Consider the following 16,805-nt stretch of genomic DNA (forward strand, 5'->3'; position numbering starts at 1 on the left):
TCGCGCCGCATTCCCCGCTCCCCGGAAGCAAGAAAGGTTGACGCGCACATGGTGTGATCCTGCGGGAGCAGTTGCTAATCAGTTGTTACGCCGGCCGGCGGTGTCGGTCCGATCTGCCGTGATGGTTAGCCGTTCCCTAAGCTTTGGCGCGAGATATTGCCTAGAGCATCCGCTTTCAGGTGGAATCGCCTGCAAGCGGATAAGATGCTCTAGATTCAAAAGAGTAGAGCGACCTTTGCGCGTTCAAATGAACGCGCGGCGCTCTAGGCGCCATGCCCGGCCTACGGCTGACGGTGCGGTTTCCAAGCAGGATTCACCTTGACAATAAGTATAGACAAATCGTTTCATGACGAGACGAACATGGCGACAAGCGAAAGGGGCTGGGCATCCCATGCAGGAAATCTGGATTGACTATCTGAACGCCATCGATGCCAAGGCGCTGGCGCTGACCAATGACGAGATCCTGGAGGCAGTCAGCAAGGCGCTGGATGCGCAAGGACTCGGCGAAACGGTGATCGAGCCCCGAGTGCATCTCGTGCCCGAAAGCTCCGACAAAGGGCATTTCAATGTGCTGCGTGGCTATGTGAAGCCGCTGGATTATGCCGGTGTCAAAGTGGTCGGCGATTTCGTCGATAACTACAAACAGGGCCTTCCTTCCGAAATGGCAGTGCTCAACCTTTTCGATCCGCGTACCGGCGTGCCGAAGGCGATTGTAGACGCCACCGCGATCACGGACATGCGCACCGGCGCCGTTACCGCCATCGGCGCGCGCCATCTCGCGCGCAAGGACAGCAAGGTGCTTGGCCATATCGGCGCGCGCGGCACCGCCTATTGGAATGTCCGCCTGCTCGACCATCTCTTCGATTTTGAGGAAATCCGCGTCCATTCCCGTCGCCCGGAAAGCCGCGACGCCTTTGCTGCGCGCCTGGAAAAGGACCTCGGCAAGAAGATCACCGTCACCAATAACTGGGAAGACTGCCTGAAAGGCGCCGACATCATGGTCGAGGCCAGTCGCCTGCCTGAACCGACGCCGCTCTTCAAGACGACCTGGGTCAAGAAGGGTGCCTTCGTCGTTCCGTATGGCACGATGAGCGCCCTAGAATTCGACCTGACCGACATCATGAACAAAGTCGTCGTCGACGATTGGGGCCAGTGCGGTCCGGGCCGTCCGTATGGCGCGTTGCGCCGGCACGTCGACGAGGGCAAGGTGACGGCGGAGACGCTGCATGCTGAAATCGGCCAGATCGTCTGCGGCGCACGGCCCGGCCGCGAGAGCGATGACGAGACCATCCTCTTTTGGCATCGCGGCCTCAGCACCACCGACGTTGCGCTGGGCGCGGCTATGGTCGACAAAGCGAAGCGGATGAATATCGGCCAGCGCCTGCGCTTCGCCTGAAAACGAATGCTTGAGAAACGGACAGACGGATGGATGTGGGCGCGAAAAGCGTGATCTTCGATAGGTCCAGCGCGGATATTGATGCGATCTGCGCCGTTGCGCGCAACAGCTTCGAGGTCACGATTGGCGCAGATGCGATCGCTGGCATCGAAGCCGCCTATGCCTGTCTTGTTCGCCATGCCGGCGAGGGCAAGGCGATCTATGGAGTCAGCACCGGCCTGGGCGCTGCGGTGGATACGCGCCTCGATCTCACGAAGGATTCCGGTCAACACCGTATTCCGCGCCCTCGCGCCGTCGGCGTCGGACGCTTTGCCGAAGCGGACCAGGCCCGCGCCATGATGGCGGCGCGCTTGGCCCGCTTCTGCCACGGCTATTCAGGTGTGTCGCCTGAGGTCGCGCAAGCGCTTGCCGGTATGCTCAATTGCTCCGTGCATCCGAAGGTGCCGATGACCGGCTCGATCGGCGAAGCGGATCTTCCGCCGCTTGCGCATATCGCCCTTGTATTAGTCGGTGAAGGCACCGCCATCCTCCCGGATGGGCGCGAGGTCTCCGGCGCCGATGCACTTGCGGCTGCTGGGCTTGCGCAGCCATCCTTCGGCATCAAGGATGGACTGTCGCTGATCTCTTCCAACGCTGCGTCCGTCGGCCTCGCCTGTCTGCTGCTGCAGGACATCAGACGCGTTTTCGAGGCGCATATCGGCGCGGCCGCGCTGTCCTACGAAGGATTTCGCGCCAGTCTCGATCCACTTGATCCGTTGGCGAGCCGCTTGCGGCCCGGCCCCGGTCAGGGCGACGTCGCTGCCGCGGTCCGGTCGCTGCTTGAAGGGGGCGATCTCACAAAACAAGGTGCTGCGCGACGTCTTCAGGACCCGCTCAGCCTTCGCTGCGTGCCATCGGTCTCCGGCGCCGCTTTACATGCGCTGAGGGGGGCATGGGCCGCTACCGAGCTGGAGCTCCGCTCCAGTGACGACAATCCATCGGTACTTGCCGCCGAAGATGTCGTATTGCCGACCGGCAATTTCGATCCGACCCATATGGTGCTGGCTTTCGACACGCTGGCGCTGGCGCTCGCGCGCCTGGCCGCCATGGCGGCCGAACGGATCATGAAGTTGTTATCGCCTGGCTTCTCGGATCTACCGCGCTTTCTCGCCCCGGAAGGTGTCGGCACCAACGGCTTTGGCGCGCTGCAAAAGACCGTTGCGGCGCTGACGGCGGAGATCGGCCATCTGGCGATGCCCATGCCCTTTGCGGTCACTCCGGTCGCCGATCGTGTCGAGGATTATGCCTCGCTCGCCATGTCGGTGATCGACAAGACCGGACGGCTTGTGGAGAAGCTGCGATATCTGACCGCGATCGAGCTGATCGTGGCGGCTCGCGCCGTCGATCTGCGCGGCGCGATGGAGTTGGGTGAGGGGACCAAAGCTTTGTTTGCTGCCGTCCGCTCGATCGCCCCGCCGCTAGAGGTTGACCGTTCGCCCAGCAACGATATCTACGCGCTTGCGGATGGCATTGCCGCGGGTGCGCTTATCGGGCCGCTTTTGACTATGAAATGAGAAACGGGACGGCGATCAGCCGGCCTGTTGGAAGCTCAGCAATTGCCATTCGCCGTCAGTGAGAAGGCAGGTTTTGCCGAAGAAATTGGCTATGCCGTCATAAGAGTGGCGCGTCGTGCGGAACTGGCGGCAAACCTGTCCAGAGGCGTTGTTTTCGACGATGGTGTCGATGACACCGGCGCTTCCCGTCGATGCATTCGCCCAGGGCACGGGCTGTCCGTTCAGCTTGTTGAGATCCGCTGAAGTCACAGCATTGCGCACGGTGGTCTCGTCGGAAACGCTGTCGGCTGTTACGGGAGCGGTCGGGACCGTGCCAGTGGAAACGCTGCGGTCCACCTTCGCCGAACTCAGTGTGTCCATGCCGCCGCCAACGCAGCCGCCAAGGGTGAAAAGGGAGAAAATGGCAATCGCCATCATCGCGCCTTTTACAAGCTTGCGCTTTGTATGAACCGTCGACTTTGCTATGACTTCCACCTGAGTATCTTGGCCAGTGTTGGGGCTGGCGGTTTTTAGGAAATGCGGAGAATTTAAGCTAATATGTCGGAAAACGAGTTAACAACAGGTGACTTCACCGAACAGAACGAACCCTTCGCGCTTTTCGCCACCTGGCTGCGCGAGGCCGAAGCCACAGAGCCGAACGATCCGAACGCGGTTGCCTTGGCAACGGTCGATAAGGATGGATTGCCAAATGTCCGCATGGTTCTTCTGAAAGGTTTCGATAGTCAGGGATTCGTATTCTATACAAATTTCGAAAGCCAGAAAGGCCAAGAAATTCTTTCCCAAAAGAAAGCGGCAATGTGCTTCCACTGGAAGTCGATGCGTCGGCAGGTGCGGTTGCGCGGCCTGGTTGAAGTGGTCAGCGACAAGGAAGCCGACGAATATTTCAAGACGCGCGCCCGCGGCAGCCGCATCGGCGCTTGGGCGTCGAAGCAGTCGCGTCCGCTCGAGGGCCGTTTTGCATTGGAAAAGGCGGTCGCCGAATATACCGCCCGCTACGCGATCGGCGATATTCCGCGTCCTCCTTATTGGTCCGGCTTCCGTATCCGGCCGCTCTCGATCGAATTCTGGCATGATCGCCAGTTCCGCCTCCATGACCGCGTGGAATTCCGCCGCGACGTGCCGGAAGGTGCCTGGGAAAAGGTGCGGATGTATCCGTAACGGATTATGTCGATGCCCAAAGCATGTCGCGCAAAAGTGCGCAGCGGTTTTGCGATAGCGACATGCGCAAATTCAAGAGCCTAAAGCGCAAGAAGGAGTCTGAAAGATCGCGAAGCGCTTTAGCGCCCCATCAACCGCATGGGGATGCCGGAGGCAAGCGCCGAAGCGTATCGGGCCTTTTGGTAGTGCCCGTTCAACGATAGCCGAGGCAGATGGGTGAGGGCAGCCGCACTTGCCGCTCCGATCGTCCCAGGCCGGGTCGTGACGCCGACGGAAAATCCGAGTTCCGCCGCAAGCTTGGCTTCGCGGGGGGAAGCCGCCTCGGCGGTGCCGTAGGGATAGGCGATCGTCGCCGGCCGCCGGCCGATGATGTCGGCGATGTAATCCGCCGACAATGCCATTTCCGCCGCTGCTTCCGCTTCCGGCAAACGTGCGAGCGCCCGGTGGCTCACCGTATGGGCGCCGAGCGAGGCAAGGGGGTGACGGACAAGCTGCTTAAGTTCGTCCCGGTCCATGATCGATGCGCGCACGAGATCGAGCGGTTCCAGGCCGTTTTTTCGAGCCAGCTCGTCGATCCGCGCGACGGCCTCCGTCTCGTCGTGGCTATGAACATAGGCGGCGAAGCGGGCAAACACGGCTTGCCGCTGACCGGCTTTCTTGAGGTCGAAACTCTCCGCGCCAGTACCGAAATCAAATGTCACGCGGCTCAGCCGGTTGAGGAGGTCGGCCAGCGTTTCCCACCATAAGCTATGGGTTCGCTCCGACAGCCCCTGGGCGACGAAGACAGTGAAGGGCGCGCCGTGGCGGGAAAAGACCGGCAGCGCGTGGTCGAGATTGTCCCGATTGCCGTCATCAAGTGTGAAGGCAGCAAAGGGTGGCTTGTCGCGATCATTTGCGATACGTTCCGGCAACGCATCGACAGCGATGAAATCATAGCCGTCCCGTTTCAGCCGGATGATGACCGGTCGAGGAATTCGGGCGAAATTTCCAGATGTGCATTCGGGGCGAAGGTTCGGGGCAAGGGAGGACGGACATGATGCAGGGTGAAGATGACGCCGAGGCCGGCGACGTCGCGCATCAGGCCGAGGCTTTTCAGAATTGCGGCGGTTTCCAGCCCGCCGGAAATTGCGGCACGCTTGAGACGGATTCTGATGCCCTGTTCCATGGGAATTGACCCGGTTGAAAAATGTCCATGCTGTAGCCCATCTGGCGTTAAGTCTTGCTGAATCCACGCCATCTTTTCAATGCGTTAACCGTTATTTTACCAGCAAAGGCAAAATAGGAATTCTATCGAGGGTGTTGCCTCAATATCGCACCGAAATCAGGCTTTTGTCGCAAAGGCGCACAACGGGTTGATGCGGTGTATTGGCATTTGTTTCAGTTGGGGACGAATATGAAAAAACTTTTGATGGCCCTTTCTGCGGCCGTCTTGCTGTTGGGCGCACCAGTGGCGAGCTTTGCGGGCAGCGCCTATTTCATCATGGATGCGAAGTCCGGCAAGGTCTTGGCTTCGGATAATGCCGATGATCTTAATCATCCCGCCTCGCTCACCAAGATGATGACGCTGTACCTGACCTTCGAGGCGATCCATCGCGGCAAGCTCAGTTGGAACAGCGCGATACCGGTGTCACGCAACGCCGCCGGCAAGCCTCCGACCAAGCTCGGTTTGAAGCCGGGCAGCACTCTCACCGTCCGGGATGCCGTCGACGGCATGATCATCAAGTCCGCCAACGATGCCGCCACCGCCATGGGCGAGGCGTTGGGCGGCAGCGAAAGCGGCTTTGCCCGCATCATGACGCAGAAGGCGCGCGAGCTCGGTATGCGCCGCACCGTCTTCACCAATCCCTCAGGCTTGCCGAGCATGGAGCAGGTGACGACCGCGCGCGACATGTCGACGCTCGCCGTTGCGCTCATCAACAACTACCCTCAGGAATATCGGCTGTTTTCACAATCGGGCTTCACCTATCGGGGCCGCCCTATTCGTGGTCACAACAATCTGATGTATCGCTACGAGGGCATGGACGGCATCAAGACCGGCTACACCAATGCTTCCGGTTTCAACATCGTCAGCGCCGTGCGTCAGGGCAACCGCCGTGTCATCGGCGTAGTCATGGGCGGCGCGACTGCCCGCGGCCGCGACGCGTTCATGGCTTCGCTTCTCAATCGCTACGTGCCGAAAGCTACCTCCGCCGCCTCATCGCGCCTCGTGGCGAGTGTCGGCGGTGCAAAGCAGGTTGAAGTCGCTTCGGCGACGGATGATGTTGCGGTCGATGTCGATGCGCAAACCACGGCTACGGCGCACGCGGCCACGACGCGTAAACGCGCCGAGTTCACGCCCTCTCAAGCCCCGCTCGCTTATGCCGCCACGACGAATGTGACCGTGCCGGTGGATCGCCCGATGGCAATGGATGAAATCCAAAATGCTGGCAAACCGGTAACAGCCGGCGGCTGGCAGGTGCAGATCGCAGCCACCCCGACGGCACAGGCGGCCAAGGACCTGCTCTCCGACGCTCAGTCCAAGGCCGGTGGTGCGCTGGCCAATGCCTCGCCCTATACAGAGGCCGTCGGAAAAGGCCGCAGCACGGTCTATCGTGCCCGCTTCGTCGGCTTCGGCAGCCGCGATGACGCGAATTCCGCCTGTGCTGCGCTGAAGCGCAAGGATTTCAACTGCATGCTGTTGCCGAACAAGGGCTGAGCGGAAGTCGAGATTTGGAATTATCGAGACGGCGGGGCGCAAGCTCTGCCGTCTCGACATTTCCGGGAGAATCGTTCACTGGTGTTTTGAGAACATACAGGGAACGATGTCGATGCTCTCCGGCCTGATCCAACAATTCGAAAAAGCCTCCGCCACTTACGCCGCCGCCAATGGTTTGGAGCGCGATGCCGACTGGTTTGTTCTGAAACTGCAGGAGGAGATGGGCGAGCTCACCCAGATTTGGAACAAGGCGACCGGGCGCGGAAGACGCAAGGGCATGACCGATGAAGAGCTGGCAACGGCGCTGGCCGACGAGACCGCCGACGTGCTTGGCCATATCCTCCTCTTTGCCCATCGCAACGGCCTCGATCTTGCCGCGGCCGTCGAGCGGAAATGGCTATTCCGGCCGAGAGAATAGGGGCAGCAACGGCTCGGTAGTCTGAGCCGCTACGCCTTTGTGCCGCCGACCGTCACCTGATCCATCCTCAGATGCGGCTGTCCGACGCCGACGGGCACCCATTGACCGCCTTTGCCGCAATTGCCGATGCCGGTGTCGAGCTTCATGTCGTTGCCGATCATCGTGACGCGCTTCATCGCATCCGGGCCGTTGCCAATGAGCATGGCGCCCTTGATCGGTGCGCCGATCTTGCCGTCCTCGATCAGATAGGCCTCAGTGCAGCCGAAGACGAATTTGCCGGAGGTGATGTCCACCTGGCCGCCGCCGAAGGAGACGGCATAGATGCCCTTCTTCACCGAGGCGATGATCTCTTCCGGCGTCTTGTCGCCGCCGAGCATATAGGTGTTGGTCATGCGCGGCATGGGCGTATGGGCATAGCCCTGGCGGCGGCCGTTGCCAGTTGCCTTCATGCCCATCAGGCGGGCATTCTGCCGATCCTGCATATAGCCGACCAGCTTGCCGTTTTCGATCAGCACATTGTATGCCGAAGGCGTGCCTTCGTCGTCGACGGTGATCGAAGCGCGGCGATTTTCAATCGTGCCGTCGTCGACGACGGTAACGCCCGGTGCGGCGACCATCTGTCCCAACAGCCCGGCGAAAGCCGAGGTCTTTTTGCGGTTGAAATCACCCTCCAGCCCGTGGCCTACCGCCTCATGCAGCATGACACCCGGCCAGCCAGAGCTGAGAACGACATCCATCGCGCCGGCCGGCGCATCGATCGCTTCGAGATTGACCAGAGCCTGGCGCAAGGCTTCGTCGGCACCGCGGCGCCAATTTTCCTGCGTGATGAAATCGGCGAAGCCGATGCGGCCGCCTGTGCCGAACGAACCGGATTCCTGTCGGTCGCCTTCGCCGACCATCACCGAGATATTGATGCGCGTCATCGGCCTGATGTCGCGAACGCGATGGCCGTCGGCCCGCAGGATATCGACCACCTGCCAGCTTGCGGCGATGGAGGCCGTCACCTGACGCACTTTGCCGTCCTTGTCGCGCAGATAGCTGTCGATCTCCTGCAGCAGCTTTGCCTTGTCTTCGAAGCTCGGGCTGCCGATCGGATTCTCGTCGCTGTAAAGCACCTTGTTGGTGCGCTGAGGGGCGGCGGCGTAGGAACCTGCATAACCGCTGGTGACGGCGCGCACCGCATCGGCGGCGCGCTTCAAGGCTGCTTCCGAGAGATCGCCCGCATGGGCATAACCGACCGCTTCGCCCGCGACGGCGCGCAGGCCAAAGCCTTGCTCGGTGTTGAAGCTACCGCCTTTCATTCGTCCGTTGTCGAAGGTCAGCGATTCCGCCTGGATATGTTCGACGAAAAGTTCGCCATCGTCGGCACCGGTAAGCGCCCCGGCGACGATGCCGCGCAGCTTGGTTTCGTCGGTATCGAACAAGGTAAGGAGATCGGTATTCATGATCAGGTGCTCCGTTCAGAGCCGATGTAGGTTTCGGATGACGAGAGAGCAAGCCCTGTCGCGTTACGGAAGCGCGTCGTAGCCCTCGGCAAAGCCTTTGAGATCGACTGGGATGCCGATGCCTTCCTCCGGCGACTGGAAGACGATGAAGGTGGCGGTCGCACCGCTACGCAGCGTTTTCAGCAGCTCGTCCTCAAGCACCACTTCGGCATAGCAGCCGTCCGAGAAACAGCGCACGAAATAGGCGCGGCCGATATCCTTGCCGTCGACGTTGAGGCCGAGGCCATTCGGCAGCAGCACGCCGAGCGGGGCCAGCACGCGAAGGATCTTCGACTTGCGATCGGCGGTCTTCAGCACGACGACCGAAAGGCCGACTTCCGGCCGGTCCTCGGCAATGACGTTTTGCATCAGCGCGCACTGTTCGGTCGATGCACCCGCCGGCTTGTCGCAGACGACGGACCATGCCCGTGGCTCGAACGCACCGTACCCGGCGGTTGTGGAACCTGGCTGGTTGGAAGCTGCTGGGTATGCGCGGGCGGTTGCTGGCCCGGCTGCTGCGGTGGCTGGGTTTGCAGCGGTTGGGCCTGCTGCGCCGGTTGTGTTTGCTGTGCCTGCTGCGCCAGGACGGGCGCTGCTGCCGCGGCAGCGATGCTGGCGGTGACAAACGAAAGCCGGGCGAGGGAACGAAAACCCATGGAAACCTCTAGATTCGAATCAGTGCCGCTATTGTTGAAGCCCAGGCCGGCAAATGAAAAGCCCCGGTTGCTGGATTCCAACCGACTGCGGCGGAAATACGACCTCTATCCTATTTTGCCCAGGCAATGCGATGGACCATCATGCAATTTTTCGTATGATGATGAAATGCTTGCCATGTTTCGGCGAGCGGGGGGACTATACTTCGCGCAAAAATGCCGCACGGACAAATGTCGGGAGTTGTTGCGGAGTGCTCCAAACTGTGGTTTGAAGCGCAATGGATTGTAGGGATACTGCGTTTGAGATTGATCTGGGATCAAACGCTGGAGGGAGAGACATCGTGATTAAGAGGGCTTACGCAGCTCTGGCGGCTATCGCCTGTCTGCTTTTTGCGACCGGCAGTTATGCCGATCAGCCAAGACCGTGGGAAACCGGCCTGCAACAGGCGGCAACCGGCAACATGCATGCAATACGCTGGTTCGAAGCATACACGCTTTGGTTTATCGTTCCGATCACCCTGCTGGTGCTGGTCCTCTTGATCGTCGTCATGGTCAAGTTCCGGGCCTCGAAAAATCCCGTGCCTTCCAGAACAAGCCATAATACGCTGATCGAGGTCATCTGGACCGTGGGGCCGGTCCTCGTTCTTCTGTTCCTGGCTGTTCCGTCCTTCGATCTTCTGACCGCGCAGTTGACGTTCCCACAAAATCCTGATGTCACCGTCAAGGTGACGGCCACTCAGTGGCAGTGGAACTATGAATATGAAAACAGCGGTGCCACACCGCTGGATTTCGATTCCTTCCTCCTGAAGGACCAGGACCGAGCTGCGGCCGGCAAGGAAGATAAGTCGAAATATCCGCGGCTTCTGGCTGTCGACAACGAGTTGGTGCTGCCCGTCGGCAAGGTCGTGCGCGTCCTCGTCACTGCCGCGCCGACCGATGTCATCCATTCCTTCGCGATGCCGTCCTTCGGCATCAAGATCGACGCTATTCCAGGCCGTTTGAACGAAACCTGGTTCAAGGCCGACAATGAAGGCCTGTTCTACGGCCAGTGTTCCGAGCTTTGCGGCAAGGACCATGCATTCATGCCGATCGCCATCCGCGTCGTCTCCCAGGATCAATACCAGCAGTGGCTGGCCGCCGCTCCAAGTGACCTGAGCAAGGCAAACAAGGCCCTGATGGCCGCCGTCGATCAGCCGGCTACCGTCAACGTCGCTGAAAACACGGCTGAGTAAGAGGGATAGGGATAATGGCTGGATCTACGGCACACGACGATCATTCGCACGCTCTTCATGACGCTCACGCGCATGACGATCATCACTCTCACAAGCTCAGTTTTGCGAACCGCTGGCTTTTCTCGACGAACCACAAGGACATCGGCACCCTCTATCTGATCTTTGCGATCTTTGCCGGTGTCATCGGTTTCCTGCTGTCCGTCGCGATCCGTATGGAATTGCAGGAGCCGGGCATCCAGATCTTCAGCGGTCTGGCTTCCATGGTTTATGGCTACTCGGGCGACGCCTCCATCGATGGCGGCAAGCAGATGTACAACGTCTTCGTCACCGCCCATGCGCTGATCATGATCTTCTTCATGGTCATGCCGGCGATGATCGGCGGTTTCGCCAACTGGATGGTGCCGATCATGATCGGCGCGCCGGACATGGCTTTCCCGCGCCTAAACAACATTTCCTTCTGGCTGATCGTTCCCGCCTTCCTGCTGCTGATCCTTTCGATGTTCGTCGAAGGCCCGGCCGGCGCTTACGGCGCGGGTGGCGGCTGGACGCTGTATCCGCCGCTGTCGGGCGTCGTCGGCCATCCCGGTCCGGCGGTGGACCTGGTGATCTTCGCACTGCATATTGCCGGCGCTTCGTCGATCCTCGGTGCGATCAACTTCATCACCACCATCCTCAACATGCGCGCCCCGGGTATGACGCTGCACAAGATGCCGCTGTTTGCCTGGTCGGTGCTGATCACTGCCTTCCTGCTGCTCCTGTCGCTGCCGGTGCTCGCCGGTGCCATCACCATGGTGCTGACCGACCGCAACTTCGGCACGACCTTCTTCGCGCCGGAAGGCGGCGGCGACCCGATCCTTTACCAGCACCTGTTCTGGTTCTTCGGTCACCCCGAAGTCTACATCCTGATCCTGCCCGGCTTCGGCATGATCAGCCACATTATCTCGACCTTCTCGCGCAAGCCGATCTTCGGCTATCTCGGCATGGCCTATGCCATGGTTGCGATCGGCGCCGTCGGCTTCGTCGTATGGGCCCACCATATGTACACGGTCGGCCTGTCGCTCGACACGCAGCGCTACTTCGTCTTCGCAACGATGGTCATCGCCGTTCCGACCGGCGTGAAGGTCTTCTCCTGGATCGCGACGATGTGGGGCGGCTCGATCGAGTTCCGCACGCCGATGATCTGGGCGATCGGTTTCATCTTCCTGTTCACGGTGGGCGGCGTCACCGGCGTTCAGCTCGCCAATGCCGGTCTCGACCGCGTATGGCAGGACACCTATTACGTTGTCGCGCATTTCCACTACGTGCTGTCGCTCGGCGCCGTCTTCGCCATCTTCGCCGCCTGGTACTACTGGTTCCCGAAGATGACCGGCTATATGTACAACGAGAAGATCGGCAACGCGCATTTCTGGATCACCTTCGTCGGCGTCAACATGGTGTTCTTCCCGCAGCATTTCCTTGGTCGTGCCGGCATGCCGCGCCGCTACATCGACTATCCGGACGCTTTCGCCGGCTGGAATTTCGTTTCCTCAATCGGGTCCTATGTTGCAGCTGTCGGCCTTTGCTTCTTCTTCTGGGGTGTCATCGATGCTTTCGTGAAGAAGCGCGTTGCCGGCAACAATCCCTGGGGCGAAGGCGCGACCACTCTGGAATGGCAGCTTTCTTCGCCGCCGCCGTACCATCAGTGGGAAGAGCTGCCGCGTATCAAGTAGCTTATTTCCGGACGCCGTAATAAGCGGCGTCCGGCTTAACTGACATTGGATGAGAGAATGACGGTCATCGACAATCACGAAGTGCTCGCGAAGAAAGGCGAAACCGGCCTGTCGGAAGCGAGTGCGCGCGATTATTTCGAGCTTCTGAAACCGCGGGTCATGTCGCTGGTCGTCTTTACCGCCTTTGCCGGTCTGGTGCTGGCGCCCGGCCATATCAACCCGGTTCTCGGCGTGATCGCCATTCTCTGCATTGCAGTCGGCGCCGGCGCGTCCGGCGCGCTGAACATGTGGTATGACGCCGACATCGACGCGGTCATGAGCCGCACGGCACGCCGTCCGATCCCGGCAGGCCGCGTTAAGCCTTCCGAGGCGCTCGCCTTCGGCTTGGTACTCTCGGGCTTCTCCGTAGTGATCCTCGGGCTTGCCGTGAACTGGCTTTCGGCCGCGATTCTCGCTTTTACTATCTTTTTCTATGCCGTTATCTACACGATGTGGCTGAAGCGCTCGACGCCGCAGAATATCGTCATCGGCGGTGCCGCCGGCGCTTTCCCGCCGGTCATAGGCTGGGCCTGCGTCACCGGCAATGTGACGATCGAAAGCGTCGTGCTCTTCTTGATCATCTTCCTGTGGACGCCTGCGCATTTCTGGGCGCTGGCGCTGTTCAAGATGCGCGACTACGAAGCCGTCGGCGTGCCAATGCTGCCGAACGTTGCGGGCGTGCCGGCTACCAAGAACCAGATCGTCGCCTATGCAGTGCTAACGGCGGTCGTCGGCGTCGTGCCGGCATTCATGGGCTTGGCGAGCCTCGGCTATGGTATTGTCGCGGCCGCGCTCGGCGCGATCTTCATTTACTGTTCCATCGCCGTCTGGCGTATGCCGGACGGCGACGTGAAGATGATCCCGGCGAAGAAACTCTTCGCCTTCTCGATCTTCTATCTCTTCGCAATCTTTTCGGCACTGCTGATCGACCGGCTTGTTGCGGTGCTGATATCTAGCGGTGCGGGAGGCTGGCTGTGATCGAAGTCGTAAAGCTCACAGAAGCGCAAAAGAAATCGCGGCGAGGGCGCAACATCGCGCTCGGCCTGGTGCTCGCCGGCCTGGTGATCCTGTTCTACGCGATCACCATCATCAAGGTCGGCACCGGACACGTTTGAGGAGGCGTGATGGAGGAGGGGACAACAACCAAGGCAAGGACCGCCGGCCGCAACAACGGCCTGGTGGTTGCCATGTGCCTGAGCTTCGTGGTCGGCATGAGCGCCATGTGCGCCGCCGCCGTGCCGCTCTATCGCATCTTCTGTGAGGTGACCGGCTTCAACGGCACAACGCAGCGCGTCGACCAGGTCTCCAGCGTTATTCTCGACAAGCCGGTGACCGTCTCCTTCGACACCAATGTTGCGCCCGGCGTGCCCTGGGACTTCCAGTCGGAGCAGAAGTCGGTCACGATGAAGATCGGCGAGACGGTCCAGGTCAATTTTCTGGTCGAGAACAAGTCCGACCAGCCGACGCGCGGGCAGGCCATTTTCAACGTCACGCCGGTGGAAGCGGGCGCCTATTTCAATAAGGTGCAATGCTTCTGCTTCAACGAGACCGATCTGGCGCCGGGGGAAAAGCGCGAGATGCCGGTGGTTTTCTACGTCGATCCCGAGATCACTAAAGCGGAAGAGACCAAGACGATTACGGCGCTGACACTATCCTATACCTTCTATCCGCGCGACGGCGCGAAGCCTGTGGCTTCCAACGACGGCGCAGCGAAGGTGGTGGAAAAGAAACTTTGATGGAGACTGCTTTCGGCTAAGCCGCAAGCGATATGGGAAAAGTTATTCGGGGATTGCTGACATGGCAGAGGCGCATACGAAAAACCACGACTATCACATCATCAACCCCAGCCCGTGGCCGATCACAGCGGCCTTCGGAGCCTTCGTCATCACCTTTGGCGGCGTCTGCTTCATGCGCTACCTGAACGGTGGCACCGTGCATCTGTTCGGCCTGAACTGGGCACAGCCATGGCTGTTCTTCATCGGCTTGGCCGTAATCCTCTATGTCATGTACGGCTGGTGGTCGGACACGATAAAGGAGGCAAATGAGGGCGCGCATACCCGCGTCGTCTCGCTGCATCTGCGCTACGGCATGATCATGTTCATCGCCTCCGAGGTGATGTTCTTCGTTGCCTGGTTCTGGGCCTATTTCGACGTCAGCCTTTTCCCGAACGAAGCGATCCAGGCCTCGCGAACGGCCTTCCTCGGCGGCCAGTTCCCGCCGAAGGGCATCGAAGTCCTCGATCCCTGGCATTTGCCGATCTACAACACCATCATCCTGCTGCTTTCGGGCACGACGGTGACTTGGGCGCACCACGCTTTGCTGCACAATGACCGCAGGGGCCTGATTCAGGGGCTGATTCTGACCGTGCTGCTCGGTGCACTGTTCTCCAGTGTGCAGGCCTATGAATATGCGCATGCGCCCTTCGAATTCAGAAACACGATCTATGGCGCGACCTTCTTCATGGCCACCGGCTTCCATGGTTTCCACGTGCTGATCGGTACGATCTTCCTGCTGGTCTGCCTCATCCGCGCGATCCGCGGCGACTTCACGCCGAAGCAGCACTTCGGCTTCGAGGCGGCAGCCTGGTATTGGCACTTCGTCGACGTCGTCTGGCTGTTCCTGTTCTTCTGCATCTATATCTGGGGTAGCTGGGGCGCGCCGGTAGCGGCTGGCTGAACAGAGGACGTCCCAGCAACCGGTCTTTGACCGATTGCGAGCTGCTTGCCGTTGCGAAAGCCGGGTCTGGCCTGGGGTTTTCGTGACGGCATTTTTGTTTGCCTATCTGGTGAATGTTGATCGCCGAGGCAAGAGTAGGAGCAAAGCGTTCGACCCGATCGCTACCATCGCGCCACAAATGTCATTTTCGCCCTTCACAGCTCTTGGGCCTTATAAGGATCAATCAGGTGTCTATCTGGATCTGCAGAGCATGTGGTGCACACTCCGAGTCGCGTAGCGGCCCTCCACCGAAATGTTCCATTTGTGATGATGAACGACAGTTCGTTCCCGAGGGCGGGCAGGAATGGATCGCCCGGGAAACTCTTGCCTCCACGCATTCGAATGATTGGACCGAGCTGGAACCTAACTTGATTAGCATTGGCGTTTCTCCGGCCATCGGCATCGGTCAACGCGCGCTTTTGGTGCTATCTTCGCACGGAAATGTTCTGTGGGATTGCGTCCCTGTTCTGGATCGGAAAACGCGAGATCGCATTTTGGAACTCGGTGGCATCAAGGCCATCTGCCTGTCTCATCCACATTTTTATACTGGCATGGTGGAATGGAGCGAAGCCCTGGGCGGTGTACCGATCCTGCTACCCCAAGCCGATCTGGTATATGTCACACGCACCAGCGAACATATTCGACCTTGGCTGGGAGATCGGTACGAGGTGCTGCCCGGGATCACCCTTCACCGGCTGGGTGGACACTTTGAGGGAAGCTGTGTTTTGGAATGGGAGGCAGGTGCAGAGCAGAATGGCGCGCTGCTCGTCGGGGACACGATTCAAGTGGTTCCGGCAAAAGGATGGGTTTCTTTCATGTATTCTTTCCCCAACCTAATACCGCTGCCAGCGCGAGAGGTTCGGCGTATTGCCAGCCGAGTTGCAGACATACGCTTTGATCGCATCTACGGCGCTTGGAAAGAGAAGGTCATATCGAGCAAGGCAAGGGAAAGTGTTGCCCGTTCAGCCGAACGCTACATACGGCGGCTCGAATCATAACCGTAGGATTACGCTGAAAAACTGGCAAATCATTCGTCCGCGCAATTCTGAACGACTACGAGTCGATGTGGCCGACTTCGAGGCCTTGCCTTAGTTGCCTGCCGCGAGCCGCTCGAACGCGGTCGGGTGAGGCACGCCGCGATCCATGAGCTGCCTGATCTCGTCCGCACAGGTTTGGGCGCTTTTGATCGAGGTATCGACTTCCAGATCGTAAATGCCGGGTCGATGCACCTGCGCCTGCCAGGCGAGTATCGGTGCGGGAATAGGGGCATCGGCTGAAACTGCGACGTAATCATTGCGCCTTTCGGCGCCTTCCGCCAAACGCCGCTGCATGATGGTCTCGATCGGGCAGTGCACGCCGACGAAAAGAACGGGCAGACCGGCCAGTTGCCGGGCGCAATCCGTCAGGATTCCAAGTGGCCTTGAATAGGCGTCGTGATGGCCGAATTCGGCGACGACATTGAGCCCAAGCCGGCTATGGGCCGCGATCGAGGCATAAAGCGCTGAATAGAACGTTGACACTAGCAGCTCAAGATCAGGCCGTTCGCCACCCGGCCGCATGCCGATCCCCGGCCGGTAGCGTTGCGGAGTGATGTGTCTCACATAGGCATCGACGCCGAGATTCATCCAAGGGCGGTCGAATGTTGCCTGGATAGCGTCGACAATGCTCGATTTGCCGGATCGCGGCGCACCGTTCAAAATGATGATCCGACCGGTCTTCGTGTCTGGGTGGTTGGCCATACCCTCTTTCTATC

15 protein-coding genes and 2 pseudogenes are annotated in these 16,805 nt (G+C 59.9%); 12 read left to right on the forward strand and 5 right to left on the reverse strand.

Going from position 1 to position 16,805, the window contains the following annotated elements:
- Positions 1-391 precede the first annotated feature (391 nt).
- Together CCGE525_RS05565 and CCGE525_RS05570 are read left to right on the forward strand one after the other, a co-directional pair.
- Entirely contained in the window at positions 392-1,396 is a 1,005-nt protein-coding gene (locus tag CCGE525_RS05565) for an ornithine cyclodeaminase family protein (protein ID WP_120703413.1), read from the forward strand.
- Between the two features lie 29 nt (positions 1,397-1,425).
- The gene (locus tag CCGE525_RS05570; protein WP_120703414.1) at positions 1,426-2,949 is read left to right on the forward strand and encodes an HAL/PAL/TAL family ammonia-lyase; all 1,524 of its coding nucleotides are present in this window, start codon (positions 1,426-1,428) and stop codon (positions 2,947-2,949) included.
- Between the two features lie 15 nt (positions 2,950-2,964).
- Here the strand turns inward: CCGE525_RS05570 and CCGE525_RS05575 are convergent, their stop codons facing one another.
- Positions 2,965-3,423 carry an RT0821/Lpp0805 family surface protein gene (locus tag CCGE525_RS05575; protein ID WP_120703415.1) on the reverse strand — a complete coding sequence of 153 codons (459 nt, stop codon included), beginning with the start codon at positions 3,421-3,423 and terminating at the stop codon, positions 2,965-2,967.
- Positions 3,424-3,486: 63 nt separating this feature from the next.
- Between CCGE525_RS05575 and pdxH the strand changes: the two genes are divergently transcribed.
- Positions 3,487-4,107 carry a pyridoxamine 5'-phosphate oxidase gene (gene pdxH, locus CCGE525_RS05580; protein WP_120703416.1) on the forward strand — a complete coding sequence of 207 codons (621 nt, stop codon included), beginning with the start codon at positions 3,487-3,489 and terminating at the stop codon, positions 4,105-4,107.
- 119 nt (positions 4,108-4,226) lie between these two features.
- On the opposite strand, the pseudogene CCGE525_RS05590 reads toward pdxH, so the two are convergent.
- Positions 4,227-5,272 (reverse strand): annotated as a pseudogene (locus CCGE525_RS05590) (polysaccharide deacetylase family protein).
- A gap of 228 nt (positions 5,273-5,500) precedes the next feature.
- Between CCGE525_RS05590 and CCGE525_RS05595 the strand changes: the two are divergent.
- Positions 5,501-6,802 carry a D-alanyl-D-alanine carboxypeptidase family protein gene (locus CCGE525_RS05595; RefSeq protein WP_120703418.1) on the forward strand — a complete coding sequence of 434 codons (1,302 nt, stop codon included), beginning with the start codon at positions 5,501-5,503 and terminating at the stop codon, positions 6,800-6,802.
- A gap of 112 nt (positions 6,803-6,914) precedes the next feature.
- A complete protein-coding gene (locus CCGE525_RS05600) occupies positions 6,915-7,220 on the forward strand; it encodes a nucleoside triphosphate pyrophosphohydrolase family protein (protein WP_120706276.1) in 306 nt (101 codons plus the stop codon).
- A gap of 29 nt (positions 7,221-7,249) precedes the next feature.
- Here the strand turns inward: CCGE525_RS05600 and tldD are convergent, their stop codons facing one another.
- Entirely contained in the window at positions 7,250-8,665 is a 1,416-nt protein-coding gene (gene tldD, locus CCGE525_RS05605) for a metalloprotease TldD (RefSeq protein ID WP_120703419.1), read from the reverse strand.
- Positions 8,666-8,728: 63 nt separating this feature from the next.
- A pseudogene (locus tag CCGE525_RS05610) lies at positions 8,729-9,360 on the reverse strand (invasion associated locus B family protein).
- Between the two features lie 338 nt (positions 9,361-9,698).
- On the opposite strand from CCGE525_RS05610, the gene coxB reads away from it, so the two are divergent.
- The 7 genes from coxB (at position 9,699) to CCGE525_RS05640 (ending at position 16,050) form a co-directional block, all read left to right on the forward strand.
- Positions 9,699-10,589 (forward strand): cytochrome c oxidase subunit II, encoded by an 891-nt coding sequence (gene coxB / locus CCGE525_RS05615; protein ID WP_120703420.1) that lies wholly within the window; start codon positions 9,699-9,701, stop codon positions 10,587-10,589.
- Between the two features lie 14 nt (positions 10,590-10,603).
- Entirely contained in the window at positions 10,604-12,298 is a 1,695-nt protein-coding gene (ctaD, locus tag CCGE525_RS05620) for a cytochrome c oxidase subunit I (RefSeq protein WP_120703421.1), read from the forward strand.
- A 57-nt stretch (positions 12,299-12,355) separates the two neighbouring features.
- Positions 12,356-13,315, forward strand: a complete 960-nt coding sequence (locus CCGE525_RS05625) for a heme o synthase (protein ID WP_120703422.1) — start codon at positions 12,356-12,358, stop codon at positions 13,313-13,315.
- Entirely contained in the window at positions 13,312-13,452 is a 141-nt protein-coding gene (locus CCGE525_RS38235; protein ID WP_162950095.1) for a hypothetical protein, read from the forward strand. The genes CCGE525_RS05625 and CCGE525_RS38235 overlap by 4 nt, the downstream gene beginning before the upstream one ends.
- 9 nt (positions 13,453-13,461) lie before the next feature.
- Positions 13,462-14,073: a cytochrome c oxidase assembly protein gene (locus CCGE525_RS05630; RefSeq protein ID WP_120703423.1), complete on the forward strand. Its 612-nt coding sequence runs from the start codon at positions 13,462-13,464 to the stop codon at positions 14,071-14,073.
- Between the two features lie 61 nt (positions 14,074-14,134).
- The gene (locus tag CCGE525_RS05635) at positions 14,135-15,013 is read left to right on the forward strand and encodes a cytochrome c oxidase subunit 3 (protein WP_120703424.1); all 879 of its coding nucleotides are present in this window, start codon (positions 14,135-14,137) and stop codon (positions 15,011-15,013) included.
- Between the two features lie 407 nt (positions 15,014-15,420).
- Complete coding sequence (locus tag CCGE525_RS05640) at positions 15,421-16,050, forward strand: MBL fold metallo-hydrolase (RefSeq protein ID WP_245472092.1); 630 nt, start codon at positions 15,421-15,423, stop codon at positions 16,048-16,050.
- Between the two features lie 90 nt (positions 16,051-16,140).
- Here the strand turns inward: CCGE525_RS05640 and CCGE525_RS05645 are convergent, their stop codons facing one another.
- Positions 16,141-16,791: a chloramphenicol phosphotransferase CPT family protein gene (locus tag CCGE525_RS05645; RefSeq protein WP_120703426.1), complete on the reverse strand. Its 651-nt coding sequence runs from the start codon at positions 16,789-16,791 to the stop codon at positions 16,141-16,143.
- Between the last annotated feature and the right edge of the window lie 14 nt (positions 16,792-16,805).

The organism is Rhizobium jaguaris (genome assembly GCF_003627755.1).
Taxonomy (GTDB): Bacteria; Pseudomonadota; Alphaproteobacteria; order Rhizobiales; family Rhizobiaceae; genus Rhizobium; species Rhizobium jaguaris.